The organism is Mesorhizobium sp. WSM4808, from assembly GCF_055811675.1.
The window spans coordinates 224,014-247,302 of the sequence record NZ_JBVVQX010000012.1; the positions used below are offsets into that span (position 1 = coordinate 224,014).

Sequence of the window (23,289 nt, forward strand, 5' to 3'; positions counted from 1 at the left end):
TCACAGGGGATGTCGATGATGAATTGCTAGCGACAAAGGGCAGTTCCCGCCACAGTCCAAGTCTCACGCTTCGGCAGGCCAGAAACGACCCGTTCTTCCGGCCCCAGCCTATTGATTGATTTCGGGTTCGACGAGCTTTGCCAGGTTTCTGAGCGACTCCTGCCAGCCGAGATAGCAGGCCTCGACCGGAATGACGTCCGGAATGCCGGCTTGGGTGATATCGATTTCGGTGCCGACCGACACTTTTTTCAAGGTCACGGTGACCCGTATCTCGCCGGGCAGGTTGGGATCGTCGAACCTGTCGGTGTAGAGCAGGCGCTCGCCCGGGACGAGTTCGAGGTACTCGCCGCCGAAGGAATGGCTGTCGCCGGTGGTGAAATTGCGGAACGACATCTTGAACGTGCCGCCGACCTTTGCCTCGAAACTATGGACCGTGCAGGTGAAGCCGTTTGGCGGAAGCCACTTGGCCAGCGCGTCCGCTTCAACGAAGGCGCGATAGACCTTTTCCGGGCTGGTCGTCAGGACGCGGTGCAAACGTACGGTGCCGGGCATAGCTGGATCCTTTCATGAATGCCTGTTCGATACCCCAAGGACGGACGAAGCCTGGCCAGTCCGACATTGGTTTGCGAATTTTTTGACAGCGTGCGGCCTGTGTACGCCGCGGGCCTGCCGTTCGACCAGCGCTTATCAACACCAGGCTCGGGCGAGGCGGCTCTGGAGCTGGCGTCATCTGCTAAATTGAGCTCCTGAGCCATCTTGTTGTTCAGGCGCGGTTTTCCCGATTGGCGCGAACAGGCAGCGCGTCCCGGCCAATGCTTCGAACGCCGCTAAATAGGGCAGCGCGTCTTTGCCGTCCATGTGCCGATCATTCGAATTTGCATCTGATCAGAGTTGATTTCCTATCAGGCCGTTAACGCGGCCATGCTGTTAATCAGCATTTGCTAATGAGTCTTTCGAACCCGAGGCAAGCAATGACCAAGAATCTCGGCAATGCACGTCATACGCCGGCGAAGGACCTGCAGGTCTCCCTTCTAGGCAAAGCCGCGCCGGCACTGTTTCCGCTGGTCGTAGCGGCGCTGGGCTACATGGTTGGCAAGCAGTTCTTCGGCATCTAGGCGCGCAGTTCCGTTCTCCCAAACGTTTCGGCGGACCGACCATTTCAACGCGCGGGCCGCCGTTTGCATTGCAGCGACTTGTTGCGGGCATAAACGTCAAACATGCACCTCGCCAAAGGACAGTTCGCCGTCGTCATCGGCCGTGAAAAAGACGATGGCAAGCAACCCGACATAGAATGCGGCCACGATAACCACGATCGCCACACCGGGAACGGGGCCAAGGGCGGCGCTGTCCACGGCTTGGCGAAGCGAGCCGGCAAAGCCGGTCCTGACGCCCACGGTTTGAAGGCTGGGTGTGGATATCTTGAGCACCCAGGCCAGCAACAGGATCAGGAACAGGTAGATGTAATTTCGCCGCAGCCGACGGGCTAGCGCGACGCGCTGCGACAGCAGGAATTTCGGCGCGCGCAGGCCTTCGCCGACGATGAGCAGCCAGTCCGAGGCGAAGTCGGGCTGTGGGGAAAAGATCTGGGCGAAATAGTGGCGTTCGAACTGGCGTACGCGCGCCCGATAGAAATCGAAGAACCGATAGCGGCGCGCCTCGATCCACAGCAGCAGCAGGATCAGCAGCATGGCGAACAGCAGCACGCCGTGATGCGCACTGGCCGTCGAGAGTGATACCGAAAGCAGCGCCGCCACCACCGTGATTGCCCAGTTGGTCGTCAGGTCGAGCCGGTCGCGCCATCCCGCCATGCGAGCGATCTCGGCGCGATGGAAATGGGATAGCGTGTTGACGCGCTCCGCCGATGAGAGGACGGGACCAACGGGCTTTGCCGACGCGTCGTTCATGGCATCCTCCGGCAAGGAACAGAACAGTTTGCCGGCAACATCGTTCCAAGACGCGTCACGCAAGAGCGGCATCGGCCACTCGTGATCTATCTCGGCTGCACGGCCCTTGAGAATCCTTCAGCCTTCAGCAACATGGCGGTAGGACTGGGAGCGCGAAGATGAGCAAGGCCATTTCCACCGCATCATCGAGGGTCCCGCGCAACACGCCGATGGCGCTGACCGAGGCGTTGGTCGCGCGCACCATGCGTGCTGTCGAGGATGCCGGGCCGACGCCGGGCATGGTTCACATGACCGATGCCGACTATACGCGCATCCGCGACGAGGTGCTGGCCGGCGCTCCGGCCGGGTCGCTGAAACTATTTGCCTATGGCTCGCTGTTGTGGAAGCCCGCCGGCGAGGTGACGGGCGGAGAACGCGCGGTGGCCAGCGGTTGGCATCGTTCGTTCTGCTTCACGGTGCAGCGTTTTCGCGGCACGGTCGAGCAGCCCGGCCTGATGATGGCGCTCGATCGCGGCGGCCAGTGCCAGGGCATGGTGTTCGAGATCGCGGAACCGGTGGCGGCTAACCTCGAAGCGCTCCTGCGCCGCGAAATGACCATCCTGCCCGCCGTCAACGTGCCGCGCTGGCTGCAGGTCAGGACCGAAGGCGGCCCATGTCGCGCGCTTGGCTTCGTCGTCGATCCCGCCAATCCGCGTTATGCCGGCAACCTCGACAAGCAGGCGATCGCGGCGACGCTGGTGACAGCCGTTGGTCATTGGGGCTCGGGCGCGCAATATCTTTTCGAGACGATCCGCCACCTCGAAGCCTGCGGCATCCGCGACCGCAATTTGTGGCGGCTGCAGGAACTGGTGGCCGAAGAAATCGGGCTAACATCACAACTCACCCGTCCCTGAGCCATACCAGCATCTCGCCGGGCTCGCGGTTGTCCCAGGCGAAATAGGGAATGGCGGTCAGGCGTGTCTCGGCGGTGGCCGGCGGCTCGGGCCTGTACAGCCCGTCCTGCCACCCGTCGGCGGCATCGGCAAGTGCCGCGGTCGACAGCGTTACCACACCGCCGAGAAGTTCCGGCCGGTGCTGCGCTTCGATGGTGGCCGTCCGCGGCAGCGTCAGGCGATGCGGCTGGCTGTCATTGTCTGATGCCTCGACGCAATAGATCAGCGGGCCGCGCGACAGCGCGACTCGGCCGGCATCCTGGCGCACCTGCGGGTTGGCATAGAGCCGCTCGATCGGCATTTCGAGATCGAGCCGGACATCATCGCCCTTCTTCCATGTCCGCTTGATCGCGGCGTAGCCGTCGCTGGTGATCTCAGCCAGCTTGATGGCCTCGCCGTTCACCTTCAACTGGGCACTGGCGCTCCAGGCGGGAATGCGCAAGTGCAAGGTGAATTCGACCGGCGCCTGCGGTTCAAGCGTGATCTCGACGGCGCCGTCCCAGGGATACCTGCTCGCCTGTGTCAGGCTGACCGGGACGCCCGATATGTCGAAACGGGCGGTCGAGTCGCCATAGAGGTGGATGGCCAACGCATCGTCGGCCAGGCTGTAGAAATAGCTGCCGATCGAGGCGACCATGCGACCGATATTGGGTGGGCAGCACGGGCAGCGGTGCCATTTCCACCTGTTGTGCTTGCCCCGGCTTTCCAATGGATTCTCGTAGAAAAACAGCGAGCCGTCGAGCGACAGGCCCGAGATCGAACCGTTGTAGAGGGCGCGTTCCATCATGTCCGCGTAGCGGGCGTTCGGCCCCATGCCAAGCATGCGGCTGGCCCAGAACACCAGGCCGACCGCGGCGCAGGTCTCGGCATAGGCGCTTTCGTTGGGCAGGTCGTAGTCGCTGGTGAACCCCTCATTGTGCGCCGACGGTCCCAGTCCGCCGGTGACGTAGAGGCTCTTGGTGGTGAGATCGTCCCACAGAAGGTCGAGTGCTGCTCGCAGCGTATCATCGCCATATTCGGTCGCGATGTCGGCCATGCCGGAATAGAGGTACATCGCCCTGACAGCATGGCCGACAACCTTGTGCTGTTCTCGCACCGGGATGTGCGATTGGCTGTATTCATAGGTCTTGAAATGATAGGCCTTCGGGTCGGCGCCGCGGGCGCGGGCCTCCTCGTCGAAATAATGCGGCTGCTGCCCGCGCTGGTCGATGAAGTATCTGGCCAGCTCCATGTATTTCCGCTCGCCTGTCACCCGCGCCAGCTTGACCAGCGCCAGCTCGATCTCCTCATGTCCGCAATAGCCCTTCTTCTTGCCGGGCTCGGGGCCGAGCACCGACGCGATATGGTCGGCATAGCGGCACATGATGTCGAGCAGCTTGCGTTTTCCCGTCGCCTGGTAATAGGCGACCGCGCCCTCGATCAGGTGGCCGGCGCAATAGAGCTCGTGGCAGTCGCGCAGATTGGTCCAGCGCTTGCCGGGCTGGATGCGCTGATACCAGCTCGAGAGATAGCCGTCCTCCTGCTGCAGCTTGCCATACATGTCGATGACGGCATCGATCTTCTTCTCCAGTTCGGGGTTCTTGCGCCGGTAAAGCGAATAGGCCGCGGTCTCGATCGTCTTGCCGAGATCGGAATCCCAGAACATCTGCGTGGTCACCGTCGATCCAGTGAATTCCGCGCCCTGGCGGTCGGCTTCGTCGGGGGAGGGCGAGTGGAAGGGGATGACTATGCCGGGCGAGGGGCGGTCCGGATCGATCTGCTCCAGCATGCGGGCCTCGACGCAGCGCTCGTAGAGGATGTCGGCGGTGCGTGTGGCGACAGCGTCGGCGCGGTCGCCCCAGAAGCCGTGCACGTCGACCTGCGGCACCGGCAGCGGGCGGAAGGCGAGCTTCGGTTTTCCTTTTGCGGATGGCGATGCGGTCATGAACTTACTCCATTCTATTTGACGGCCCCGGCCATCAGGCCGCGGATGTAGAAGCGCTGCAGCGCCAGGAAGAGGATGAGGCACGGCACCATCATCACGGTGACGCCCGCCTGCACCGCGCCCCAGTCGATGGCGCCAAAGCGGCCCGACTGCAGTGCGGTCATCATCACCGGCAGCGTGAACTTGGATTGGTCGGTCATCAGCACGAGGGCGGCGAGGAATTCGTTCCAGGCGCCGAGGAAGGCAAACAGGGCGATGGTGACGACGCCCGGCCAGACCAGCGGCAGCATCACCTTCAAAAGCATTGTGAGATTGCTGGCACCGTCCATGCGGGCGGCCTCCTCGATTTCGCGCGGCACGGCGTCGAAGGCGTTGCGCATCATGAAGATCGAGAACGGCAGTTGCAGCGTCACATAGACGCCGACCAGGCCGGTCAGGGTGTTGTGCAGGCCAAGCTTGGTCAGCACCAGGAAGATCGGCGTCAGGATCGACTGGAACGGGATCATGATCGTCGACAGGATGAGGATAAAGAACAGGTCCTTGAACGGAAACCGAAACCGCGAAAAGCCGTAGCCGGCCAGCACGCTGACGGCGACCGACAGCACGACCGTCATCAGCGAGACATAGATGCTGTTTTGCGCAGAGGCCCACAGCCCGTCGCCGAAGCTGTTGAGCGTGGCATAGTTCTCCAGCGAGAACCCCGACGTCGGCCAGGGCGGCAGCGGCGGCAGGCGTGCTTCGGCCGCCGGCTTGAACGCCGACAGCACCGCCCAAACAATCGGCGCGGCGAACAGCACCGAGGCGACGATGCCGGTAGAATGCTCTGCGACGCGGCTCAGGAGCCGGCGGCTACGGGAGGCTGCCTGCGCCATCAGTCGAGACCCTCCGGCTTGCGCAACAACCATAGCTGGACGAGGCTGAGCGCCACCAGGATGACCAGCAGCACCATGGAAAGTGCCGCGCCATAGCCGAGCTTGAACGACACGAAGGACTGGTTGAAGATCCAGTAGACCGCCGTCAGCGTCTGGTTGCGCGGGCCGCCGCGCAGGATGATGTAGAATTGGTCGAAGGCGAGGATCGAGCCGGCGACCGACAGGATCAGCGCCAGCGCCAGCGTGCGGCGCATCAGCGGCAGGGTGATCGCCCTGAACCTGGCGAAAGGCCCGGCACCGTCGATGACGGCCGCCTCCTGCAGGTCCTGCGGGATCGATTGCAGGCCGGCCATCAGGATGATCATGGTGAAACCGGCGACCTTCCAGACGACCATGGCGATGATCGACCAGAAGGCCGGCTGGAAGGTGGCCAGAAGGTTGAACTTCCTGTCGATCAGTCCGAGGTCGTAAGCGGCCGGGCTGAACAGGCCGGAATCGACATTCAGCAACCACGACCAGAGCAGGCTGGCCGAGGCGAAACCGACAACCGCCGGCATGAAGAACATGGTGCGGTAGAGATTGGTCAGCGGCCGCGGCCGTTCGACGAACAGCGCCAGCGGAAAGGCCACCACGAAGATCGCGATGGTGACGATCACCGTGTAGAAGGCGGTGAAGCGCAGCGCGTTCCAGAACCTGGTGTCGCGCAGGATGGCGACGTAATTGCCGAGGCCGATAAAGCTGTGCTCGCCCATCAGCGGCCAGTTGTGCAGCGACATCCACGCCGTCATGCCGAGCGGGATCAGGAAAAAGACGACGACCAGCGCGACAGCCGGCGCGACATAGAGCAGGCCGATCCATTGTTGGCGGCTGGCGACCCTGCGGGCGCGGGGCGGGGCAGGGGTTGCTGCGGTGATGGTCATGGCTGTTCCCTTGGCGCTGCGTCCCCCTCCCCCTTGAGGGGAGGGTCCGGCCGTGGGCCGGGGGTGGGGTCCTCTGCGGAGCGCGCGACATCAAGAAACGTCGAGCACTGCGGTGGCGACCCCACCCGGACCTGCGGTCCGACCTCCCCTCAAGGGGGAGGTGAGGTTGGGCTATTTCTGCGGCGCCTGGTCGATGATCGACTGCATCGTCTCTTGTGCGTTGGCTATGGCGCCGTCGACATCGTCGCCGAAGAAGACCTCGTTGATCATCTGCGTCCACGGCCCGTTGGCGGAGTTGATCAGGTCGTTGAACACCACCGAATAGGGCGTCTTGCCCTTGGTCATGGCCTCGGCGGCGACCTGGTAGCGCGGATCGAGATCCTTCAGCGCTTCCTTGGCGATGTCGCCGCGCACCGGCAGGCTGCCGTATTTGGCGAGGATGGTCTGGCCTTCGAGCGAATAGGCGAAGTCGAGGAACTCCTTCACCACGGGCAGTTTCGTGGTGCCCTTGGTGACGACGAAATTGTCGCCGCCGGCAAAGGACGACCAGCCGCTGTCCTTGCCCGGCAGGAAGGTGACGCCGTAGTCGATATCGGGATACTGGGTGTTGAGCGCGCCGATGGCGAAGGCGCCGGACGGCGAGATGCCGATATTGCCGGCGGCAAATGCCGCAAAGAAGTTGGCGCCGGTATCGGTCTGCCCGCCCGCCGGCACCAGATCCTTCTTGACCATCGAGCGGTAGAGATCAATGGCGCCGCGCAGCTGCGGGCTGTCCAGCGTCGCCTTCGAGCCGTCTTCGCTCAGGATGTCGCCGCCAGACGCCCAGATCAGCGGTGTGAAGGTGAAGATGTTGCAGCCGCCGCAATTGCCGGAGAAGTAGAAGCCCTTGATGTTGCCGCCGAGCGCGTTGACCTTCTCGGCATCGGCCGCGATCTCGGCCCAGTTGGCCGGACCTTTTTCGGGGTCGAGGCCGGCCTGCTTGAACAGCTTCTTGTTCCAGATCAGCACCGAGGCGTCGGCGGAGAAGGGCAGGCCATAGATGTGATCCTTGTAGGTGCCGGTCTTCACATGCGCCGGCGACAGGCTGGCAAAATAGGGCAGGGACTTTGCCCAGTCGGTAATGTCCTCCAATTGGCCGGCTGCGGCGAAGGAGGGCGTGTAGATCAAGTCGAGCGACAGCGCGTCGGGCGCCGTGCCGCCGGCGGCCGCGGCGCCGTATTTCGGGATGATCTCGGCATTGGGAATGATGTCGAGTTTGACCTGGTTGGTGTGCGCCTTGTTGTAGGCATCGACGATCCTCGGCATGAAATTCGAGCCGTCGGCGCGCACCCAGATGTTGGCCGTCTCGGCGGCGGCAGTGCCGAGACCGCCACCCAGAACGGCAGCGGCCAGGGTCAGTTTGGCAATCAGGTTCCTCATGTTCTCCTCCTCCAAGGTTGGCCGCGGTCCGCGGCTTGGCGCCGATTGCGCGGCGCTTCGTTTTCAGCCACCCGGCGGATGGCCGCATGACTGCCGCACCACCAGCCGGCACGGCAGTTTTCGAATGCCCGGCGCGGCGGGCTTGCCGCCGACCAGCGAAAGCAGGGTCAACCCGGCCTCGCGCCCGAGCGCGACAAGGTTCATGTCGACAGAGGTCAGCGGCGGGCGCGTCGCCTCGGCCACGATCTCCCAATTGTCGAAACCGATGACGCCGACATCACTGGGGACGTCGAGGCCGCGTTCGCGCAGCGCATCGATGACGCCGCGCGCGATCTGGTCGTTGCCGCAGAAGACCGCGTCCGGCCTTTCGCTTTTGCCGTCGAACAGTTGCGCAACCGCCTGGTGACCCCAGGCTTCCGACCAGGAGCCGAGCAGCGGCTCGCTGACCGTCAGGCCGTTTTCGACGAGCACGTCGCGGTAAGCCTGGACGCGCGCGTGCACCACGGCAAAGCTCGCCGGCCCGGTGACGTGGGCGATGCGCTTGCGGCCCAGCCGGCAGAAATGCTCGACGGCCAGCCGGGCGCCGCCAACATCGTCCGAGACGAAGGCGACGGCGTCGGGATCTGGCTGCGTGAAGGCATAGATCACCGGGACGCGCAGATTGGAGAGGTCGACGGGCAGATGGCGATCGATGCGCTTGCCGGTGGCGATGATGCCATCAACGCGCTTGTCGAGCATGGCGTCGACATGCATCTGGCCCAGCCGCGGATCCTCCTCGACATTGCACAGGAACACCGAGACGCCATTGTCGACCAGCGCGTCCGAAATGCCCGACATCAGCGGCAGCGAGAAGCGGCCATAGGTATCGTTGGTGAGCAGGCCGACGGTGAAGCTGCGCCGCCGGAGCAGGCTTTGCGCCAGGCTGTTGGGCCGGAAGCCAAGCCGCCGGGCGGTCTCGCGAATGCGCTCGCGCGTCTCGGCTGTCATCCGGCCCTGGCCATTGAGTGCCTTGGATGCGGTGGCGACACTGACTCCGGCCTGGGCGGCCACGTCACGCAAGGTGACTGGCTTGGAAAAGACCGGAACAGGCAGATCGTCCGATGGCATCGCGCCGAGATCCTTGGTTGGGAAAAGGTTTTCTCTTACCGAGCCGGATGAGGCCCGGCTGGTGGCCGAGCCCAACGACAATTGCTTGGGAAAACCTTTTCTCAGATGAAGCTAAGCCAGATCGAATCGCTGTTCAAGGGGAAAGTTGGTTGGCCTCCGCTCCTCTCCTCCGAAATGCAACCCGGGGTATAAAGCAGCCTCGGAAGCGCGTAGCTCAGGGGAAGAACGTCAGTCGCAGTGCTGGAGGCCCTCGGTCGAGACGGGGCGGGCTGCCGCTTGGGCGTGAGGGATCGCAACTCTGTGCCGGAAGCTAGGCCCGGCAAGGTTGGCTGGCGAACACTCTGAAACTCGATCCCGAAAATTCTGAACAATCCCCTCGGGATTAACCTTTCCGTAAATATTTGGCCGCTACTTCGACAGCCATGGCCTCGTGGCGGAGCGGCTACGCTGGAGACGGCAAATCTCTGAAGCCTCGGTTCGATCCCGAGGCGAGGCCTCCAGAATTTGGCGTCCCAATCTGCCCCGAGCGCAGTCAGGTCCCACGAATAGATTGTGTGTTGCGAAGGCAGTACGGACCGGCCGTCAAAGCAGTCCTGTCTTGAATTTGGCATGCAGGCGCTCGCGAAAAGAGTGCTATGGAAGGGAGGCGAGCGTTGTTGCTTCGCTTTTTCCTGACATTCGAGGCCTTTCGTGCGTGAACCGTCGCTGCTGCCCGTTTTTGGAAAACTTGGCCTCAAGACCCCTGTCGCCTTGGCGGCGGCACCAATCTCGCCGGCAGGTGTGCCGCACCTGCGGAAGCTTCTGGCTGCGCATGGCGGCATGGTGCTGAAACTGTCGGTCGTCGCCTGGACGGTGCTGATCCTGGGCGCCGTGTTTTTCAGGATGCAAGGCTGACCGGCATGGCCAACCGCTACACGGTGCGCATGGAGCTTCCCCAGAGTTGGAGCATCATCGATGTCTTCACCGGCCAGCCTGCGGTTGTCCGGCAAAAGGTGATGGTCGGGATGGGGCCGCGCGAGGCCGAGGACATGGTCGTGCAGATGAATGTCCGCGACGTCAAACGCCGCGAAAGGGCCGAGCGCAAGACCTGATCGCGGTCAGCGCCAACTCGCCGGCATTTCAGCCGAAATCGGCCGCCGTCAGCACATACATGCTCTTGCGGGTGCGGTCGTAGGCCTTCGACGCCACCTCGCGGATGGCGCTGCTCTCGGTGTCGAATGTCTGGAGATAACCGGCTTCATCGGCAGCAGTGCCCGGCCGCATCTTGGCCATGGCGTCGGCAGCGACGGAAAATGAGATCTGGAACATGCCGTCATGGCCGACGAAACGAATGCGCTGGCCCGCTTCGTCATAGCTGCGGCTGGGGTTGGGGAAGGTGAGGCTCATGTCTTGGCCTCCGTGGCTTTCTTGGTCGCCCGCTTCTTCTTCGGCGTAGGATTGAGGGCCTCGGCGACACGATCGGCCTCTTCCTTGGCCAGCCGAAGCTCCCTCAGCCTTGCCGTCTTGATCTCCCTGGCTCTTGCCTCGGACATATATTCGGCGGTCGCCTTGTTTTTCTCCGCTGTCTTCTTCTGCTTGTCGACAAAGCGGGCTTCAGCTTTTTCCATGATCGTCTGATTGCCTTCGGCCATCGAAGAAATCTCCCTTGTGCCTGAAATCGTGAAAGTGAACTTGTCCGATAAATAGGCACTCGATCGGCAAAATTCAATCTTTTGAATTATTTGACATTCTGCGGATATCACGAAACGGCCAGCTGAAATAATACTTTTGAATATTTAATTTGCCCCGCGAATAATTTTTGGCACTCCTATCTATCGAGTGCCAACGCGTCTATAGAGGAGGGGCGTGGCCGCCTGTGCCGGCCCCAGAAAGAAAGTTCCCATGAAATTTCGGCCACTCCACGACCGCGTCGTCATTCGTCGCGCCGAAGGCGATATCAAATCCAAGGGCGGGATCATCATCCCCGACACTGCCAAGGAAAAGCCGCAGGAGGGCGAAGTCATCGCCATCGGCCCTGGCGCACGCGACGAAAACGGCACGCTTGTTCCGCTCGACGTCAAGGCCGGCGACTTCATCCTGTTCGGCAAATGGTCGGGCACCGAGGTCAAGATCGACGGCGAGGACCTTCTGATCATGAAGGAAGCCGACATCATGGGCGTTATCGACAAGAGCGAGACGGCCGCAACCGACAAGACCGTGGCCGCCAAGAAAGCTGCCTGACCTCATTTTCTCCGAACGAACTGGATAAAAATCATGTCTGCCAAGGAAATCAAATTCTCCACCGACGCGCGCGACCGCATGCTGCGCGGCGTCGAGATCCTCACCAATGCGGTGAAGGTCACGCTCGGCCCCAAGGGCCGCAACGTCATCATCGACAAGGCCTATGGCGCGCCGCGCATCACCAAGGACGGCGTCACCGTCGCCAAGGAAATCGAGCTTGCCGACAAGTTCGAGAACATGGGCGCCCAGATGGTGCGCGAAGTGGCCTCGAAGACCAACGACCTCGCCGGTGACGGCACCACCACCGCCACGGTGCTGGCCGCCTCGATCCTGCGCGAAGGCGCCAAGCTGGTCGCCGCCGGCATGAACCCCATGGATTTGAAGCGCGGCATCGACCAGGCGGTTTCCGCCGTGGTCAAGGAAATCCAGGCGCGCGCCAAGAAGGTCAAGTCGTCGGCCGAGATCGCACAGGTCGGCACCATCGCCGCCAATGGCGATGCCAGCGTCGGCGAGATGATCGCCAAAGCGATGGACAAGGTCGGCAATGACGGCGTCATCACCGTCGAGGAAGCCAAGACCGCCGAGACCGAACTCGACGTCGTCGAAGGCATGCAGTTCGACCGCGGCTATCTCTCGCCCTATTTCGTCACCAATGCCGACAAGATGCGCGTCGAGCTGGAAGAGCCCTACATCCTCATCCACGAGAAGAAGCTCGGCAATCTGCAGGCGATGCTGCCGATCCTCGAAGCGGTGGTGCAGAGCGGCAGGCCGCTGCTGATCATCTCCGAGGACGTCGAGGGCGAGGCTCTGGCGACGCTGGTCGTCAACAAGCTGCGCGGCGGCCTCAAGGTCGCGGCCGTCAAGGCGCCGGGCTTCGGCGATCGCCGCAAGGCAATGCTGGAAGACATCGCCGTGCTGACATCAGGCCAGATGATCTCGGAAGACCTCGGCATCAAGCTCGAAAACGTCACCATCGAGATGCTCGGCCGCGCCAAGCGTGTGCTGATCGAGAAGGACACCACCACGATCATCGACGGGGCCGGCACCAAGGCGACCATCCAGGCGCGCGTCGCCCAGATCAAGGGCCAGATCGAGGAGACGACCTCCGACTACGACAAGGAAAAGCTGCAGGAGCGGCTGGCCAAGCTCTCCGGCGGCGTTGCCGTCATCCGCGTCGGCGGCGTCACCGAGTCGGAAGTCAAGGAAAAGAAGGACCGCATCGACGATGCGCTGAACGCCACCCGCGCGGCGGTTGAAGAAGGCATCGTGCCCGGCGGCGGCGTGGCTCTGCTGCGTGCCCGCTCGGTGCTTGGCGGCCTGACCGGCGCCAATGCCGATGTCACGGCCGGCATTACGATCGTGCTGCGGGCGCTTGAAGCGCCGATCCGCCAGATCGCCGAGAATTCCGGCGTCGAGGGCTCCATCGTCGTCGGCAAGCTCACCGACAGCAAGGACCACAATCAGGGTTTTGACGCCCAGAACGAGGTCTATGTTGACATGATCAAGGCAGGCATCGTCGATCCGGCGAAAGTGGTGCGTACCGCACTGCAGGATGCCGGTTCGATCGCAGCCCTCCTGATCACCGCCGAAGCGATGATCACCGACATCCCGGCCAAGGATGCCGCGCCTGCGGGTGGCGGCGGTGGCGGCATGGGCGGCTACTAAAACCCAGGACTTGTTCGACCTGTTTGAGATGTGAATGGCGGCCCCCGATCGGGGCCGTCATGATTCTCAAGATGATCCATCGCAAAGTTTACGCATAGCTGCCTTGCCGACCGGCTCAGCGCCGGGAGGCAATCCTTATCTTGCGGCTTTCGGAGGGGACGCAATCCACGCTAGACTGTCCAGGCGGCCGTCTGGTTGCGGAGCTCGCCGGACTTTGGCAAGCGATCGGACGAACCGCCACCCCCTATACGGAGACACGTTCATGTTTGCGGCCAAGGCCATCGACACCTCAGACAAGGCCGCGTTCTACCGCGACCTCGCCACTCAGCTTAAGGCGCTGCTCGACGGCGAGCGCGATTCGATCGCCAACGCCGCCAACACCGCAGCACTCATCTTCCAGATGGTGCCGGACCTCAACTGGGCCGGGTTCTATTTCCTGCAATCGGACGAGGAAATGGTGCTCGGGCCGTTCCAGGGCAAGCCGGCCTGCGTGCGCATCGCCGTCGGCAAGGGCGTGTGCGGAACGGCGGTCGAACTCGGCACCTCGATGCTGATCAAGGACGTGCATGATTTTCCCGGCCACATCGCCTGCGATGCGGACTCGCGCTCGGAACTGGTGGTGCTGCTCGAGGACGATGAAGGCGTCTTCGGCGTGCTCGATCTCGACAGCCCGCTGCCAGGCCGCTTCGACAAGGCCGACCAGGCCGGCATCGAGACGCTGGCGGCGATCTATGCCGCGTCGAGTTCGTTCGAGGACTGAGGCCCGGTTTAGACTAGGTGAATTTCACCAGCATCAGGCTGAAGCAGCCGATGAACAGGAAGGCCGAGAAGGCGAGCGCCAGCGGGAGCAGGCCGCGCGAGCGCAGCTGCGAGATGTCGGCCTGCAGGCCCATGGCGGCCAGCCCCATGGTCAGCATGATGGTGGTGGCGAGCGCCATTGCCGACTTCACCTCGGCTGGCACCGTGACGAGGCTGTTCAGCGCTACGATTGCGACAAAGGCGGCGACGAACCACGGCATGGGCGGCCGCGCCGCTACCTCACTGCTGCTCCTGCGGCGCGCCATCAGGCCGAGCGCGACGACCATCGGCGCCAGCATGGCGACGCGGGTCAGCTTGGCGACGGTAGCGATCTCGCCGGACTGGGTGCCGTTCTGGAAGCCAGCGCCGATGACTTGCGCCACTTCATGGATCGAGGCGCCGGCCCACAGGCCGAAAGCGTGCTGGTCGAGGCCGAGCAGGGGCGCCATGATCGGGAAGCCGAGCATGGCGACGGTGCCGAACAAGGTGATCGAGGCGACGGCGTAGGTGACGTCCTCGTCGCGCGCATCGGTGACGATATTGGTGGCGACGATCGCCGAGGCGCCGCAGATCGAGGTGCCGGCGGCGATCAGCTGCGCCAGCTTGGCGTCGACGCCGATCAGCCGACCGAGCGTGATGGTGAAAACGAAGGTGGCGCCAAGCGTCGCCGCGACAATGCCGACGCCGCCGGCGCCGATCGAGATCACCTGGCCCAGCGTCAGCTGGAAGCCGAGCAGAACGATGGCGAAGCGCAGCAGGCGCTTTTGCGAGAATGCGATCCCGGCTTTGGCGTGCACCGGTGTGCCCAGCACGTTGGAGTAGATCATGCCGGCAACGACGGCCAGGATCATTGGGCTGAACAAGGCGAAGCCGGAGACGTTGCGGGCCGAGAAGGCGACGGCAGTGATCATCGCGACGAGCACGACGCCGGGTACGATGCCATTCCAATTAAGGGATTTTCGCCGTTGTGTCAGGTCGGCAGGAAACGTCCTTTTCGGAATATCGTTCGCGAAGTGGGAAACGGAAGACAATGCAATGCTCCAAGCGGGTGTGCTGGGAGAATGTCATTCCCAAACCGATCTTTCCAACGAATTATTCTCGTTAGAATGATCGATTTTTACGAACGATTTCCGGCGAACTCTTCCAAGCCTTGCCAATGCGTCGAGCCCAGGAACGTTCGAATCGGCTGACTAAAGCAATTCTTGCCACTGCCGCGCGCCATGGACGACGCGCACAATCTCCGCGCCATTCTCGATCTGGCGATAGAGGATCAGGTAGTTTCCCAGGGGGAAGGTGCGCAAGCCCGCTCGGACTTCCGGTCGAGCAACACCCATTCCCGGCATGTCGGCGATGCGCTGGCACTGGCCATGGATTTCGTCGTACCAACGCAACGCCGCAGCGGGACTGTCCTCGGCGATATAGAGCGCGATGACCTCAATGTCCGCTTCGGCTTCGGGCCGTAAGCGCAGCGTCATCGCAACTCGCGCTCGGCGATCCTCGCATCGAGCTTGCTTTTGATCCGCGCGAAGGCTTCGCGTCCGTCGACAGCGTTGCCGCTTGCGATGCCTTCGTCCCAAAGCCGGCCCAACTCGTCGACAGCCTGTTCGCGTTGCGTGCGGCGAAACTTCCACTCGCGCAACGCCTCACGCATGACTTCGCTTGCCGAGGCGTATTCGCCCGCCGCGACGACCTCGCGCATCATGGTTGCCATTTCAGGGGTGAGGGCAACGCTGACCTTCTCGACATTCGACATCCGCATAGTCTCCTGCGCATGCAAGGTAGGCAAGTTTACCACCAGCTGCAAGGGCGATGGATGGCTCGCATGCTTGACGATGCTGCCAACCGGAGGATGCGATGCCGCAGCCGTCAAAGCTGCGCTTCGATCGCCGCCTTGTCGATCACCGACCAGACGTTCCTGATCCTGTCGTCGAGGAATTCATAGAAGACGTTCTCGCTGAAGGACACCTTCCTGCCGTTGATGGGCAGGCCGAAGAAGGTTCCCTTCGGCGTGCAGTTGAACTGGAGCCGGCTGGCAATGAACGGCGGTTCGGCGATCAGCAGCTGGATGTCGAAATAGAGGTCCGGGATTTCCCGGAAATCGCGCTCCAGCATTTCCTGGTAACCCGACAGTCCGACGCGGTCGCCATTGTAGTGCACTTCTTCATGAACGAAGCGATGCAGCTTCTGCCAGTCCTGATTGTTGAGGCAGGCGATGTAGCCTCGATAGAGGTCGGTCACGGTCACGGCGATGGCTCCGGATTTCGTCATATCTGCTCGATCCGGAAGATAGAACGACGGCGGGCGCAGTCCAGATGGAGAGCCTGTTCCCGAATCCGGATGGGGCTCTATCTGCTCGTTTTGAGCTGATCTTTTCCGGAACCCGGTTTCCTGTTCTAGCCTCGGTAGCGCAGCGCGTCGACCAGCAGCGAGAAGGCCGTCGTCGCTTGCCGGCGGCTGGGGTAATAGAGGTGATAGCCGGGGAAAGGCGCGCACCAGTCGGCGAGCACCCGCACCAGTCGGCCGTCGGCCAACTGAGCCGTCAACTGTTCCTCCGGCAGATAGGCAAGACCGAGGCCGGCGAGCACCGCGTTCATGCGCAGCGCGGACGTATTGAACACCAACTGGCCCTCGACCCGCACCTTCAGCTCGCGCCCGGCCTTCTCGAACTCCCAGGCGTAGAGCCCGCCATAGGTCGGCAGCCGCAGATTGATGCAATTGTGGGTGGTCAGGTCCTGCGGCGTGCGCGGCTTAGGCCGGGTGGCGAAATAGGCTGGCGAGCCGACCACCGCCATGCGCATGTCGGGAGCGATGCGCACCGCGATCATGTCGCGCGCCACCTGTTCGCCCAGCCGCACGCCGGCGTCGTAGCGCTCGGCGACGATGTCGGTCAGGCTGTAGTCGACGATGATCTCGACTTTGATGTCGGGATAGTCGGGCAGGAATTTCGCCAGCGCAGGCCACAGGATCGCATCGGCGGCATGCTCACCGGCGGTGATGCGGATGGTGCCGGCGGGTTTGTCGCGCAAGTCGCTGAGTGCGGCGATCTCGGCCTCGATCTCATCGAGCCGCGGCCCCACGGTGCGAGCCAGCCGCTCGCCGGCTTCGGTGGGCGATACACTGCGCGTGGTGCGGGTCAGGAGCCGTACGCCCAGCCGCTCCTCCAGCGCCCGCACCGTGTGGCTGAGCGCCGATTGGGAAACCCCGAGCTTGGCCGCCGCCCTGGTGAAGCTTTCCTCGCGCGCGACGGCGAGGAAGGCGGTTAGCTCATTCAGATTGTCTCGCGGCATTCATGAGCCCTTTTCATAAGATCATGCTGGATATAGCGCCTAATCGGCACCAATCGCAGACCCTAGATAGGCGTCATCACACCGGGCGCCTCTACCGGCCGCCTCTGAAGACCGGCGGTCGTGTCACGCCTGTTGCCAGGAAGGGACAAACCATGGACATCACGCGAAACGGCTCTCAAGCCTCGGCCAGAGGATCGACCGACTATTTCACCGGCGCGGTGCGCATCGACGCGCCCTTCAAGGGCAGCGAGCCCGCCCGGGTCGGCGGCGCCACCGTGACTTTCGAGCCCGGCGCGCGCACCGCTTGGCACACGCATCCCCTTGGCCAGACGCTGATCGTCCTCTCGGGCGCCGGCCTGGTGCAGCGCGAGGGCGGCCCGATCGAACCGATCCTGCCCGGCGACATCGTCTGGTTCGCGCCCGGAGAGAAGCATTGGCATGGCGCCGCGCCGACCACCGCGATGAGCCACATCGCTGTCGCCGAAGCGCTCGACGGCAAGGTCGTCGACTGGCTGGAGCATGTCAGCGACGAACAATACGGGGTTTGACCAAGTATCGGCGCGTGGCGCCGAGTTCAACGCCCGAACTCTTCGAAGGAGACCACCATGACCAATGTTCCAAGGCTGAAAAGCCCATTCTCCGATATCGCTCCCGCGCTTGGCAGATACACAGACGAGGTGTTGTTCGGCGACGTTTGGGAGCGCCCCGGCCTATCGCCGCGGGACCGCAGCCTCGTCACCGTCACCAGCCTGATTTCGGGCTACCGGATAAATGAGATGCCTTTCCACATGAAGCGCGCGCTCGACAATGGGGTCACCCGCGACGAACTCATCGAAACCATTACGCATCTCGCCTTCTACGCCGGATGGCCAACGGCAGCCACGGCTCTGGGCATTGCCCGCAAGGTCTTCGAACAAGCCGACGCCGAGAAGAAGGGATAACGACAATGCAGAAGCGCACACTTGGAAACAGCGGTCTCGACGTTTCGGCCATCGGGCTCGGCTGCATGGGGATGAGCCAGTCATACGGGAAGCCGATGGAGACGGCGGATGCAGTCCACCTGATCAGGGCGGCGTTCGAAAGTGGCATCACCTTCTTCGACACCGCGGAGGTCTATGGACCGTTCACGAACGAGGAGGTCGTCGGCGAGGCGCTGCAGCCGATCCGCGACCAGGTGGTGATCGCCACCAAATTCGGCATCGACATCGCCGGGACAGCCGGACATGATGGCATGGACAGCCGGCCGCAGCATATTCGTGACGTCGTCGAGGCCTCGCTCAGGCGGCTGAGGACCGACCACATAGACCTCCTATACCAGCACCGCGTCGATCCGGTCGTGCCGATCGAAGAGGTGGCGGGCGCTGTGAAGGACTTGATCAGCCAAGGCAAGGTGAAGCATTTCGGTCTCTCCGAGGCGGGCGTGCGCACGATCCGGCGTGCGCATGCGGTACAGCCGGTCGCCGCGGTCCAGAGCGAATATTCGCTCTGGTGGCGTGAACCGGAAGAGGCGATCCTGCCGGTGCTTGAAGAACTGGGGATCGGCTTCGTGCCCTTCAGCCCGCTGGGCAAGGGGTTCCTCACCGGCGCCATCGATGCCAGCACGACGTTCGACAGCAGCGACTTCCGCAACACCGTGCCGCGTTTTGCGGAAAACGCCCGCAAGGCGAACCAGGCGCTGGTCGACGCGATCGGCGTGATCGCAGTCCAGAAGAAGGCGACCTCAGCACAGGTCGCTCTCGCCTGGCTGCTGGCGCAGAAGACGTGGATCGTTCCGATCCCCGGCACCACCAAGCTCAATCGCCTCGAAGAGAACATCGCGTCGGCCACCATCGCGCTGACGGCGAACGATCTTGCCGACATCGAGAACGCGGTCTCGGCGATTGCCGTACAGGGAGCGCGCTATTCTCCGCAACAGGAAGCAAGGATCGATCGCTAGAGCCATGCGCAGGAGAGCCATATGCGTCAACCGGTCTCAAGACGAGGTGCACTGATGACCATGCTTGCACTGCCTCTGGGCGCCGGATTGAGTCCCGGATCGAGCCGGCCCGCCAGTGCGTCGAGCGCGCGGCGAACGGGCGGCGCCAAAGTGCTGGTGGCCTACTACACCCGCACCGGCAACACGCGGGTTATCGCGCGCCAGATCAGCAGGACTCTGCGAGCGGATATTTTCGAGATCGCGACCGTCGATCCCTACCCGGAAGACTACAAGCAGCAGGTTGCGGTGGCGGAGCAGCAGCGGGAGTCCGGTTTCGAACCGGCGCTGGCCGCCACGGTGCCTGATATCGGAACCTACGAGACGGTGTTCCTCGGATTTCCGATCTGGGGCATGACCGCGCCTTCGGTGATCCGCTCCTTCCTGTCGAAACACGATCTGTCCGGCAAGACCTTGGTGCCGTTCATCACCCATGGCGGCTACGGAACAGGGCAGAGCCTGAAAGTCCTCGCAGATCATGCACCAGGGGCTCGGCTCATCGAGGGTTTTTCCAAGCAGTGCGACCAGGAACGCCAGACGCTTGAAGAGGTCACCGGCTGGCTCGGTCGGGTCGAATTGCCCGGCTGAGCCGCCAACGCGACCGCCCAGGCTGCCGGGGGCAGCGAAGCCAAAGATCAGAAGGAAAAGAATCATGGCCGAGAACATCAGGGACAAAGTCGTCGTCATCACTGGCGCCAGCAGCGGGCTGGGCGAAGCCGCCGCACGGCTTCTGGCCAGGGAGGGCGCGAAACTGGTGCTGGGCGCACGCCGCCTCGACCGGTTGCAGGCGCTGGCCGGCGCGCTTTCACTTGGCGAGGGCGCCATCCTTCAGACCGACGTCACCGATGTCGGCCAGGTCCGGCGTCTGGTCGACCATGCGGTCAAGACGCACGGCCGCGTCGACGTCGTCATCAACAATGCCGGCCTGATGCCGCACTCGCCACTGGAGCGCGGCAAGGTCGAGGACTGGGACCGCATGATCGACGTCAACATCAAGGGCGTGCTCTACGGCATTGCCGCGGCACTGCCGCACATGAAGACGCAGAAAAGCGGCCACATCATCAACGTGTCGTCGGTCGCCGGCCACAAGGTCGGGCCGGGCGGAGCGGTCTATGCCGCGACCAAGCACGCGGTGCGCATCATCTCGGAAGGTCTGCGCCAGGAAGTGAAACCCTACAACGTCCGCACCACCATCATCTCGCCCGGTGCCGTGGCGACCGAACTGCCCGGCAGCGTCACCGAGCCCGATGTCGCCGAGGGCGTACGCGCACTCTACGACCGGGTGGCCATTCCGGCCGATTCTTTTGCCAGGACGGTGGTGTTCGCCATGAGCCAGCCCGACGAGGTCGACATCAACGAGATATTGTTCCGGCCGACGGCGCAGGAATACTAGAAGCCGTTGTAGGTGTCTTGACGCGCCGCGCTTCCTGTTCCAGCTTGGCGCCATGTTCGTCCTCGCGCCCACCAACACCAAGCGACGCCGCACCTGCACAATGCGGAGCGGCAGACTGATTGCGCGACGACAAAGACCGGCAGGATAGACCCGGTTCGTTCGTTTCCAGCCCCGCCCGCGACACGCCGGCGGGGTTTTTCATGTCTGGAGCACTTTGATGACCAACAATTTTTCCATCCGGCTTCGGCCGGCCGTGCCCGCTGACGCCGCCGCGATCCGGGATATCGTTCGTGCCGCCTATGCCAAATGGGTGCCGGTCATCGGCCGCGAGCCGCTGCCTATGCGCGCCGACTATGACAAGGCCGTTGCCGAGCATCCGTTCGATCTCGCCGTCGAGGATGATCGGATCGTCGGGATGATCGAAACCGTGCTGGCCGAGGACCACCTGTGGATCGAGAATGTCTGCGTGGCACCGGATGCGCAGGGCAGGGGGATTGGCCGGCTGTTGCTGGAGCTTGCCGAGCGTAAGGCGATCGAAGCAGGACGTGCCGAGCTTCGTCTGCTGACCAATGGCGCGTTCGCGGCGAATGTGTCGCTGTACAAGAGGCAGGGCTATATCGTGGACCGGGAAGAGCCGTTCATGAACGGTATGAAGAAGCTGGCGGGATCACCGGCGATCTGAGGGAGGGGTTCGACAATGGCCATCTGCGTCAGGCTCAAACAACTCCCAGGGTTTTACGCGGTTGCCCGGCTGGCGGCGGGCGAGACCATCCCCGGTTGGGCGGACGGGCCAGGCTTCGTCAGCATCACAAGGACTGACGACGAGCTTTCGATCGTTTGCCTGCAGGATCGTGTGCCGGATAGTGTCAGGCAGGACGGTGACTGGGTGGCCTTCAAGCTTCATGGGCCGTTTGCCTTCGACGAAACCGGTATCGTGCTGTCGGTCATCAGGCCGTTGTCGGAAAACGGGTTGGGCATCTTCGTGGTGTCCACTTTCGATGGCGACCATCTGTTGGTGAAAGCGACGGATCAGGCCGCGGCGAGGCGGTTTCTGCTCGAGGCCGGGCATATCCTGTTGTAGTCCATCCTCACCAAGCCGGTTGCTGGCCCAACCGCTCTGGCTCAATCACTGCCGCACTGGCTCAACCACTTCGGGGGTTGCGTTTGACAGCGGCGTTTGTGCATCGTTATCTCCAGCCAGATATGACGGCCCGGCGCGACGATGCGGCCAAGGAGAAAACCATGTCACACAATCTGCAGTTCTATATCGATGGCGCGTGGGTCGATCCTGTTGTGCCCAACGCTTTCGATGTCATCGATCCCTCGAATGAGGATGCCTTCGCGCAGATTTCGCTCGGCTCCAAGGCCGATGTCGACAAAGCGGTCGCCGCCGCCAGGCACGCCTTCGACAGCTTTGGTTTCACCGAGGTTGGCGAGCGGCTCGACCTCTTGAACCGCATCGTCGCCGTCTACAAGAAGCGCAGCGCCGATCTTGCTGTCGCTGTGTCGCGCGAAATGGGCGCGCCGCGCCAGATGGCGTTGGACAGCCAGGTCGGCATCGGTCTTGCGCATCTGCAGAAGATGGCCGACGTGCTGAAGAGTTTCGAATTCCGCCACGTCAAGGGCAACCATCTCGTGGTCAAGGAGCCGATCGGCGTCGTCGGGCTGATCACGCCGTGGAACTGGCCGCTCAACCAGATCACCTGCAAGGTCGGTCCGGCGCTGGCCGCCGGCTGCACCATGGTGCTCAAGCCCTCCGAGATCGCGCCGCTCGATGCCATCATCTTCGCCGAAATCCTCGACGAGGCCGGCGTGCCGAAGGGCGTCTTCAACCTCGTCAATGGCGACGGTCCGGGTGTCGGCCAGGCGCTGTCCAGCCACCCCGACATCGACATGATGTCGTTCACCGGTTCGACCCGCGCCGGCATACTGGTGGCCAAGGCCGCCGCCGATACGGTCAAGCGCGTGCATCAGGAGCTTGGCGGCAAGTCGGCCAACATCCTGTTCGGGGATGTCGACCTCGCAAGCGCCGTCAGCAAGGGCGTCGCCGGCTGCTTCAGCAACAGCGGCCAGTCCTGCAACGCGCCGACGCGCATGTTCGTGCCGCGCGACCGTCATGACGAGGCAGCCGGCTATGCCAAGGCGGCTGCGGAAAAGTTCACCGTCGGCCCCGCCGACGGCGCCGGCACCAAGCTCGGCCCGGTCGTCAGCCAGGTCCAGTTCGACAAGATCCAGGACCTGATCCAGGCCGGCATCGATGAAGGTGCGACGCTGGTCGCCGGCGGCCCCGGCCGTCCGGCCGAACTCAACCGCGGCTATTACGTCAGGCCGACGGTGTTCGCCGACGTCACCCACGACATGCGCATCGCGCGCGAGGAGATCTTTGGGCCGGTGCTGGCGATCATGCCCTACGACAGCGTCGACGAAGTGGTCGAGACCGCCAACGACACCGTCTACGGTCTCGCCTCCTACATCCAGGCCAAGGACATGAAGAAGGCGCGCGAAGTCGCGGCGCGCATGCGCACCGGCAATGTCTACATCAACTATCCCCAGTGGGACGCCGGCCTGCCGTTCGGCGGCTACAAGCAGTCCGGCAATGGCCGCGAATATGCCGAATACGGGCTCGAGGATTTTTTGGAGATCAAGGGCATCGCGGGGTATGAGGCGGCGGAGTAAAACTGGTCAGGGCGCGCCACGATATGTGGCGCGCTGTCCGTCCGGTATCGCCGAGGTCAGCGCCGCCCCTCATTGCCCTGCCGGGCATTTCTCCCCGTATAGTGACGGGGAGAAAGACGCCGTTGTCCGAACCGGATAGATAGGTAACAGAATGGACTGATTAGATGGGTGACAGTTTTCTTGTCCGCCGGGAGGACCGG

General features: G+C 63.1%; 30 protein-coding genes and 1 tRNA gene. 16 read left to right on the top strand and 15 right to left on the bottom strand.

The features are described 5' to 3' along the window. Window positions 1-108 precede the first annotated feature (108 nt). Both AC0L2U_RS22230 and AC0L2U_RS22235 read right to left on the bottom strand, forming a co-directional pair. A complete protein-coding gene (locus tag AC0L2U_RS22230) occupies window positions 109-552 on the bottom strand; it encodes an SRPBCC family protein (RefSeq protein ID WP_128288601.1) in 444 nt (147 codons plus the stop codon). Window positions 553-726: 174 nt separating this feature from the next. Next, a complete protein-coding gene (locus tag AC0L2U_RS22235) occupies window positions 727-858 on the bottom strand; it encodes a hypothetical protein (RefSeq protein ID WP_281061880.1) in 132 nt (43 codons plus the stop codon). 113 nt (window positions 859-971) lie between these two features. Here AC0L2U_RS22235 and AC0L2U_RS22240 point away from each other — a divergent pair, with 113 nt between their 5' ends. Beyond that, entirely contained in the window at window positions 972-1,115 is a 144-nt protein-coding gene (locus AC0L2U_RS22240; protein WP_127271038.1) for a hypothetical protein, read from the top strand. Window positions 1,116-1,211: 96 nt separating this feature from the next. On the opposite strand, the gene AC0L2U_RS22245 is transcribed toward AC0L2U_RS22240, so the two are convergent. After that, window positions 1,212-1,904 carry a DUF2270 domain-containing protein gene (locus AC0L2U_RS22245; RefSeq protein ID WP_473602663.1) on the bottom strand — a complete coding sequence of 231 codons (693 nt, stop codon included), beginning with the start codon at window positions 1,902-1,904 and terminating at the stop codon, window positions 1,212-1,214. Between the two features lie 158 nt (window positions 1,905-2,062). Here AC0L2U_RS22245 and AC0L2U_RS22250 point away from each other — a divergent pair, with 158 nt between their 5' ends. Then, window positions 2,063-2,797: a gamma-glutamylcyclotransferase gene (locus AC0L2U_RS22250; RefSeq protein ID WP_128288599.1), complete on the top strand. Its 735-nt coding sequence runs from the start codon at window positions 2,063-2,065 to the stop codon at window positions 2,795-2,797. Here AC0L2U_RS22250 and AC0L2U_RS22255 read toward each other — a convergent pair. From AC0L2U_RS22255 to AC0L2U_RS22275, 5 genes are all read right to left on the bottom strand, one after another. Continuing rightward, window positions 2,784-4,760 carry a glycoside hydrolase family 127 protein gene (locus tag AC0L2U_RS22255; protein WP_473602664.1) on the bottom strand — a complete coding sequence of 659 codons (1,977 nt, stop codon included), beginning with the start codon at window positions 4,758-4,760 and terminating at the stop codon, window positions 2,784-2,786. The genes AC0L2U_RS22250 and AC0L2U_RS22255 overlap by 14 nt on opposite strands. Window positions 4,761-4,774: 14 nt before the next feature. Next, window positions 4,775-5,632, bottom strand: a complete 858-nt coding sequence (locus tag AC0L2U_RS22260; RefSeq protein WP_127398214.1) for a carbohydrate ABC transporter permease — start codon at window positions 5,630-5,632, stop codon at window positions 4,775-4,777. Next, window positions 5,632-6,552, bottom strand: a complete 921-nt coding sequence (locus AC0L2U_RS22265) for a carbohydrate ABC transporter permease (RefSeq protein WP_127381884.1) — start codon at window positions 6,550-6,552, stop codon at window positions 5,632-5,634. The genes AC0L2U_RS22260 and AC0L2U_RS22265 overlap by 1 nt, the downstream gene beginning before the upstream one ends. A gap of 171 nt (window positions 6,553-6,723) precedes the next feature. Further along, window positions 6,724-7,971 carry an ABC transporter substrate-binding protein gene (locus AC0L2U_RS22270; protein WP_128288597.1) on the bottom strand — a complete coding sequence of 416 codons (1,248 nt, stop codon included), beginning with the start codon at window positions 7,969-7,971 and terminating at the stop codon, window positions 6,724-6,726. Window positions 7,972-8,034: 63 nt separating this feature from the next. After that, on the bottom strand, window positions 8,035-9,078 hold the full coding sequence (locus AC0L2U_RS22275; RefSeq protein ID WP_127272522.1) for a LacI family DNA-binding transcriptional regulator: 1,044 nt from the start codon (window positions 9,076-9,078) through the stop codon (window positions 8,035-8,037). Between the two features lie 424 nt (window positions 9,079-9,502). Here AC0L2U_RS22275 and AC0L2U_RS22280 point away from each other — a divergent pair. The 3 genes from AC0L2U_RS22280 to AC0L2U_RS22290 all read left to right on the top strand — a co-directional run bounded on the left by AC0L2U_RS22280 (window position 9,503) and on the right by AC0L2U_RS22290 (window position 10,169). Next, window positions 9,503-9,578, top strand: a tRNA-Cys gene (locus tag AC0L2U_RS22280). A 190-nt stretch (window positions 9,579-9,768) separates the two neighbouring features. Continuing rightward, entirely contained in the window at window positions 9,769-9,972 is a 204-nt protein-coding gene (locus AC0L2U_RS22285) for a hypothetical protein (RefSeq protein WP_127399473.1), read from the top strand. 5 nt (window positions 9,973-9,977) lie between these two features. Next, window positions 9,978-10,169, top strand: a complete 192-nt coding sequence (locus AC0L2U_RS22290) for a hypothetical protein (RefSeq protein WP_127269694.1) — start codon at window positions 9,978-9,980, stop codon at window positions 10,167-10,169. 28 nt (window positions 10,170-10,197) lie between these two features. Here the strand turns inward: AC0L2U_RS22290 and AC0L2U_RS22295 are convergent, their stop codons facing one another. Then, the gene (locus AC0L2U_RS22295) at window positions 10,198-10,464 is read right to left on the bottom strand and encodes a DUF1488 family protein (protein ID WP_127269692.1); all 267 of its coding nucleotides are present in this window, start codon (window positions 10,462-10,464) and stop codon (window positions 10,198-10,200) included. Next, on the bottom strand, window positions 10,461-10,709 hold the full coding sequence (locus tag AC0L2U_RS22300; protein ID WP_127269690.1) for a hypothetical protein: 249 nt from the start codon (window positions 10,707-10,709) through the stop codon (window positions 10,461-10,463). Before AC0L2U_RS22300 ends, AC0L2U_RS22295 begins: the two co-directional genes overlap by 4 nt. A gap of 250 nt (window positions 10,710-10,959) precedes the next feature. On the opposite strand from AC0L2U_RS22300, the gene AC0L2U_RS22305 reads away from it, so the two are divergent. The 3 genes from AC0L2U_RS22305 to AC0L2U_RS22315 all read left to right on the top strand — a co-directional run bounded on the left by AC0L2U_RS22305 (window position 10,960) and on the right by AC0L2U_RS22315 (window position 13,723). Further along, window positions 10,960-11,298 (top strand): co-chaperone GroES, encoded by a 339-nt coding sequence (locus AC0L2U_RS22305; RefSeq protein WP_128288596.1) that lies wholly within the window; start codon window positions 10,960-10,962, stop codon window positions 11,296-11,298. Window positions 11,299-11,331: 33 nt separating this feature from the next. Then, a complete protein-coding gene (gene groL / locus AC0L2U_RS22310) occupies window positions 11,332-12,963 on the top strand; it encodes a chaperonin GroEL (protein ID WP_127255944.1) in 1,632 nt (543 codons plus the stop codon). Window positions 12,964-13,225: 262 nt separating this feature from the next. Then, window positions 13,226-13,723, top strand: a complete 498-nt coding sequence (locus AC0L2U_RS22315) for a GAF domain-containing protein (protein ID WP_127271638.1) — start codon at window positions 13,226-13,228, stop codon at window positions 13,721-13,723. Window positions 13,724-13,736: 13 nt separating this feature from the next. Here AC0L2U_RS22315 and AC0L2U_RS22320 read toward each other — a convergent pair whose 3' ends face one another. The 5 genes from AC0L2U_RS22320 to AC0L2U_RS22340 all read right to left on the bottom strand — a co-directional run bounded on the left by AC0L2U_RS22320 (window position 13,737) and on the right by AC0L2U_RS22340 (window position 17,048). After that, on the bottom strand, window positions 13,737-14,792 hold the full coding sequence (locus AC0L2U_RS22320; protein WP_292660573.1) for a YeiH family protein: 1,056 nt from the start codon (window positions 14,790-14,792) through the stop codon (window positions 13,737-13,739). A 159-nt stretch (window positions 14,793-14,951) separates the two neighbouring features. Beyond that, window positions 14,952-15,236 (bottom strand): type II toxin-antitoxin system RelE/ParE family toxin, encoded by a 285-nt coding sequence (locus AC0L2U_RS22325; RefSeq protein ID WP_292660576.1) that lies wholly within the window; start codon window positions 15,234-15,236, stop codon window positions 14,952-14,954. After that, window positions 15,233-15,514 carry a type II toxin-antitoxin system ParD family antitoxin gene (locus tag AC0L2U_RS22330; RefSeq protein WP_292335374.1) on the bottom strand — a complete coding sequence of 94 codons (282 nt, stop codon included), beginning with the start codon at window positions 15,512-15,514 and terminating at the stop codon, window positions 15,233-15,235. The genes AC0L2U_RS22325 and AC0L2U_RS22330 overlap by 4 nt, the downstream gene beginning before the upstream one ends. 113 nt (window positions 15,515-15,627) lie before the next feature. Continuing rightward, on the bottom strand, window positions 15,628-16,029 hold the full coding sequence (locus AC0L2U_RS22335; RefSeq protein ID WP_128362931.1) for an ester cyclase: 402 nt from the start codon (window positions 16,027-16,029) through the stop codon (window positions 15,628-15,630). A 125-nt stretch (window positions 16,030-16,154) separates the two neighbouring features. After that, window positions 16,155-17,048 (bottom strand): LysR family transcriptional regulator, encoded by an 894-nt coding sequence (locus tag AC0L2U_RS22340; protein WP_473602665.1) that lies wholly within the window; start codon window positions 17,046-17,048, stop codon window positions 16,155-16,157. A gap of 152 nt (window positions 17,049-17,200) precedes the next feature. On the opposite strand from AC0L2U_RS22340, the gene AC0L2U_RS22345 reads away from it, so the two are divergent. The 8 genes from AC0L2U_RS22345 (at window position 17,201) to AC0L2U_RS22380 (ending at window position 23,089) form a co-directional block, all read left to right on the top strand. Next, entirely contained in the window at window positions 17,201-17,596 is a 396-nt protein-coding gene (locus AC0L2U_RS22345; protein WP_127809732.1) for a (R)-mandelonitrile lyase, read from the top strand. A 57-nt stretch (window positions 17,597-17,653) separates the two neighbouring features. Beyond that, the gene (locus AC0L2U_RS22350; protein ID WP_127398022.1) at window positions 17,654-17,989 is read left to right on the top strand and encodes a carboxymuconolactone decarboxylase family protein; all 336 of its coding nucleotides are present in this window, start codon (window positions 17,654-17,656) and stop codon (window positions 17,987-17,989) included. A 5-nt stretch (window positions 17,990-17,994) separates the two neighbouring features. Then, window positions 17,995-18,984, top strand: coding sequence for an aldo/keto reductase (locus tag AC0L2U_RS22355; RefSeq protein ID WP_473602667.1), 990 nt, complete (start codon window positions 17,995-17,997; stop codon window positions 18,982-18,984). Between the two features lie 54 nt (window positions 18,985-19,038). Continuing rightward, window positions 19,039-19,608: a flavodoxin gene (locus tag AC0L2U_RS22360; protein WP_210214711.1), complete on the top strand. Its 570-nt coding sequence runs from the start codon at window positions 19,039-19,041 to the stop codon at window positions 19,606-19,608. 64 nt (window positions 19,609-19,672) lie between these two features. Further along, window positions 19,673-20,413, top strand: coding sequence for an SDR family oxidoreductase (locus tag AC0L2U_RS22365; protein WP_128362937.1), 741 nt, complete (start codon window positions 19,673-19,675; stop codon window positions 20,411-20,413). A 217-nt stretch (window positions 20,414-20,630) separates the two neighbouring features. After that, a complete protein-coding gene (locus tag AC0L2U_RS22370; RefSeq protein ID WP_473602668.1) occupies window positions 20,631-21,095 on the top strand; it encodes a GNAT family N-acetyltransferase in 465 nt (154 codons plus the stop codon). Between the two features lie 15 nt (window positions 21,096-21,110). Next, window positions 21,111-21,494 carry an ACT domain-containing protein gene (locus AC0L2U_RS22375; protein ID WP_292696168.1) on the top strand — a complete coding sequence of 128 codons (384 nt, stop codon included), beginning with the start codon at window positions 21,111-21,113 and terminating at the stop codon, window positions 21,492-21,494. A gap of 161 nt (window positions 21,495-21,655) precedes the next feature. After that, on the top strand, window positions 21,656-23,089 hold the full coding sequence (locus AC0L2U_RS22380; protein WP_473602669.1) for an aldehyde dehydrogenase family protein: 1,434 nt from the start codon (window positions 21,656-21,658) through the stop codon (window positions 23,087-23,089). Window positions 23,090-23,289 lie beyond the last annotated feature (200 nt).

What these genes read in the sequence shown, in the direction of transcription:
- groL (WP_127255944.1), top strand. Translation starts at nt 11,332, where the DNA reads ATGTCTGCCAAGGAAATCAAATTCTCCACCGACGCGCGCGACCGCATG.
- AC0L2U_RS22350 (WP_127398022.1), top strand. Translation starts at nt 17,654, where the DNA reads ATGACCAATGTTCCAAGGCTGAAAAGCCCATTCTCCGATATCGCTCCC.
- AC0L2U_RS22265 (WP_127381884.1), bottom strand. Translation starts at nt 6,552, where the DNA reads ATGACCATCACCGCAGCAACCCCTGCCCCGCCCCGCGCCCGCAGGGTC.
- AC0L2U_RS22290 (WP_127269694.1), top strand. Translation starts at nt 9,978, where the DNA reads ATGGCCAACCGCTACACGGTGCGCATGGAGCTTCCCCAGAGTTGGAGC.
- AC0L2U_RS22340 (WP_473602665.1), bottom strand. Translation starts at nt 17,048, where the DNA reads ATGCCGCGAGACAATCTGAATGAGCTAACCGCCTTCCTCGCCGTCGCG.
- AC0L2U_RS22355 (WP_473602667.1), top strand. Translation starts at nt 17,995, where the DNA reads ATGCAGAAGCGCACACTTGGAAACAGCGGTCTCGACGTTTCGGCCATC.
- AC0L2U_RS22375 (WP_292696168.1), top strand. Translation starts at nt 21,111, where the DNA reads ATGGCCATCTGCGTCAGGCTCAAACAACTCCCAGGGTTTTACGCGGTT.
- AC0L2U_RS22380 (WP_473602669.1), top strand. Translation starts at nt 21,656, where the DNA reads ATGTCACACAATCTGCAGTTCTATATCGATGGCGCGTGGGTCGATCCT.
- AC0L2U_RS22275 (WP_127272522.1), bottom strand. Translation starts at nt 9,078, where the DNA reads ATGCCATCGGACGATCTGCCTGTTCCGGTCTTTTCCAAGCCAGTCACC.
- AC0L2U_RS22270 (WP_128288597.1), bottom strand. Translation starts at nt 7,971, where the DNA reads ATGAGGAACCTGATTGCCAAACTGACCCTGGCCGCTGCCGTTCTGGGT.
- AC0L2U_RS22315 (WP_127271638.1), top strand. Translation starts at nt 13,226, where the DNA reads ATGTTTGCGGCCAAGGCCATCGACACCTCAGACAAGGCCGCGTTCTAC.
- AC0L2U_RS22295 (WP_127269692.1), bottom strand. Translation starts at nt 10,464, where the DNA reads ATGAGCCTCACCTTCCCCAACCCCAGCCGCAGCTATGACGAAGCGGGC.
- AC0L2U_RS22250 (WP_128288599.1), top strand. Translation starts at nt 2,063, where the DNA reads ATGAGCAAGGCCATTTCCACCGCATCATCGAGGGTCCCGCGCAACACG.
- AC0L2U_RS22260 (WP_127398214.1), bottom strand. Translation starts at nt 5,632, where the DNA reads ATGGCGCAGGCAGCCTCCCGTAGCCGCCGGCTCCTGAGCCGCGTCGCA.
- AC0L2U_RS22365 (WP_128362937.1), top strand. Translation starts at nt 19,673, where the DNA reads ATGGCCGAGAACATCAGGGACAAAGTCGTCGTCATCACTGGCGCCAGC.
- AC0L2U_RS22230 (WP_128288601.1), bottom strand. Translation starts at nt 552, where the DNA reads ATGCCCGGCACCGTACGTTTGCACCGCGTCCTGACGACCAGCCCGGAA.
- AC0L2U_RS22235 (WP_281061880.1), bottom strand. Translation starts at nt 858, where the DNA reads ATGGACGGCAAAGACGCGCTGCCCTATTTAGCGGCGTTCGAAGCATTG.
- AC0L2U_RS22360 (WP_210214711.1), top strand. Translation starts at nt 19,039, where the DNA reads ATGACCATGCTTGCACTGCCTCTGGGCGCCGGATTGAGTCCCGGATCG.
- AC0L2U_RS22370 (WP_473602668.1), top strand. Translation starts at nt 20,631, where the DNA reads ATGACCAACAATTTTTCCATCCGGCTTCGGCCGGCCGTGCCCGCTGAC.
- AC0L2U_RS22300 (WP_127269690.1), bottom strand. Translation starts at nt 10,709, where the DNA reads ATGGCCGAAGGCAATCAGACGATCATGGAAAAAGCTGAAGCCCGCTTT.
- AC0L2U_RS22330 (WP_292335374.1), bottom strand. Translation starts at nt 15,514, where the DNA reads ATGTCGAATGTCGAGAAGGTCAGCGTTGCCCTCACCCCTGAAATGGCA.
- AC0L2U_RS22325 (WP_292660576.1), bottom strand. Translation starts at nt 15,236, where the DNA reads ATGACGCTGCGCTTACGGCCCGAAGCCGAAGCGGACATTGAGGTCATC.
- AC0L2U_RS22240 (WP_127271038.1), top strand. Translation starts at nt 972, where the DNA reads ATGACCAAGAATCTCGGCAATGCACGTCATACGCCGGCGAAGGACCTG.
- AC0L2U_RS22255 (WP_473602664.1), bottom strand. Translation starts at nt 4,760, where the DNA reads ATGACCGCATCGCCATCCGCAAAAGGAAAACCGAAGCTCGCCTTCCGC.
- AC0L2U_RS22335 (WP_128362931.1), bottom strand. Translation starts at nt 16,029, where the DNA reads ATGACGAAATCCGGAGCCATCGCCGTGACCGTGACCGACCTCTATCGA.
- AC0L2U_RS22305 (WP_128288596.1), top strand. Translation starts at nt 10,960, where the DNA reads ATGAAATTTCGGCCACTCCACGACCGCGTCGTCATTCGTCGCGCCGAA.
- AC0L2U_RS22245 (WP_473602663.1), bottom strand. Translation starts at nt 1,904, where the DNA reads ATGAACGACGCGTCGGCAAAGCCCGTTGGTCCCGTCCTCTCATCGGCG.
- AC0L2U_RS22345 (WP_127809732.1), top strand. Translation starts at nt 17,201, where the DNA reads ATGGACATCACGCGAAACGGCTCTCAAGCCTCGGCCAGAGGATCGACC.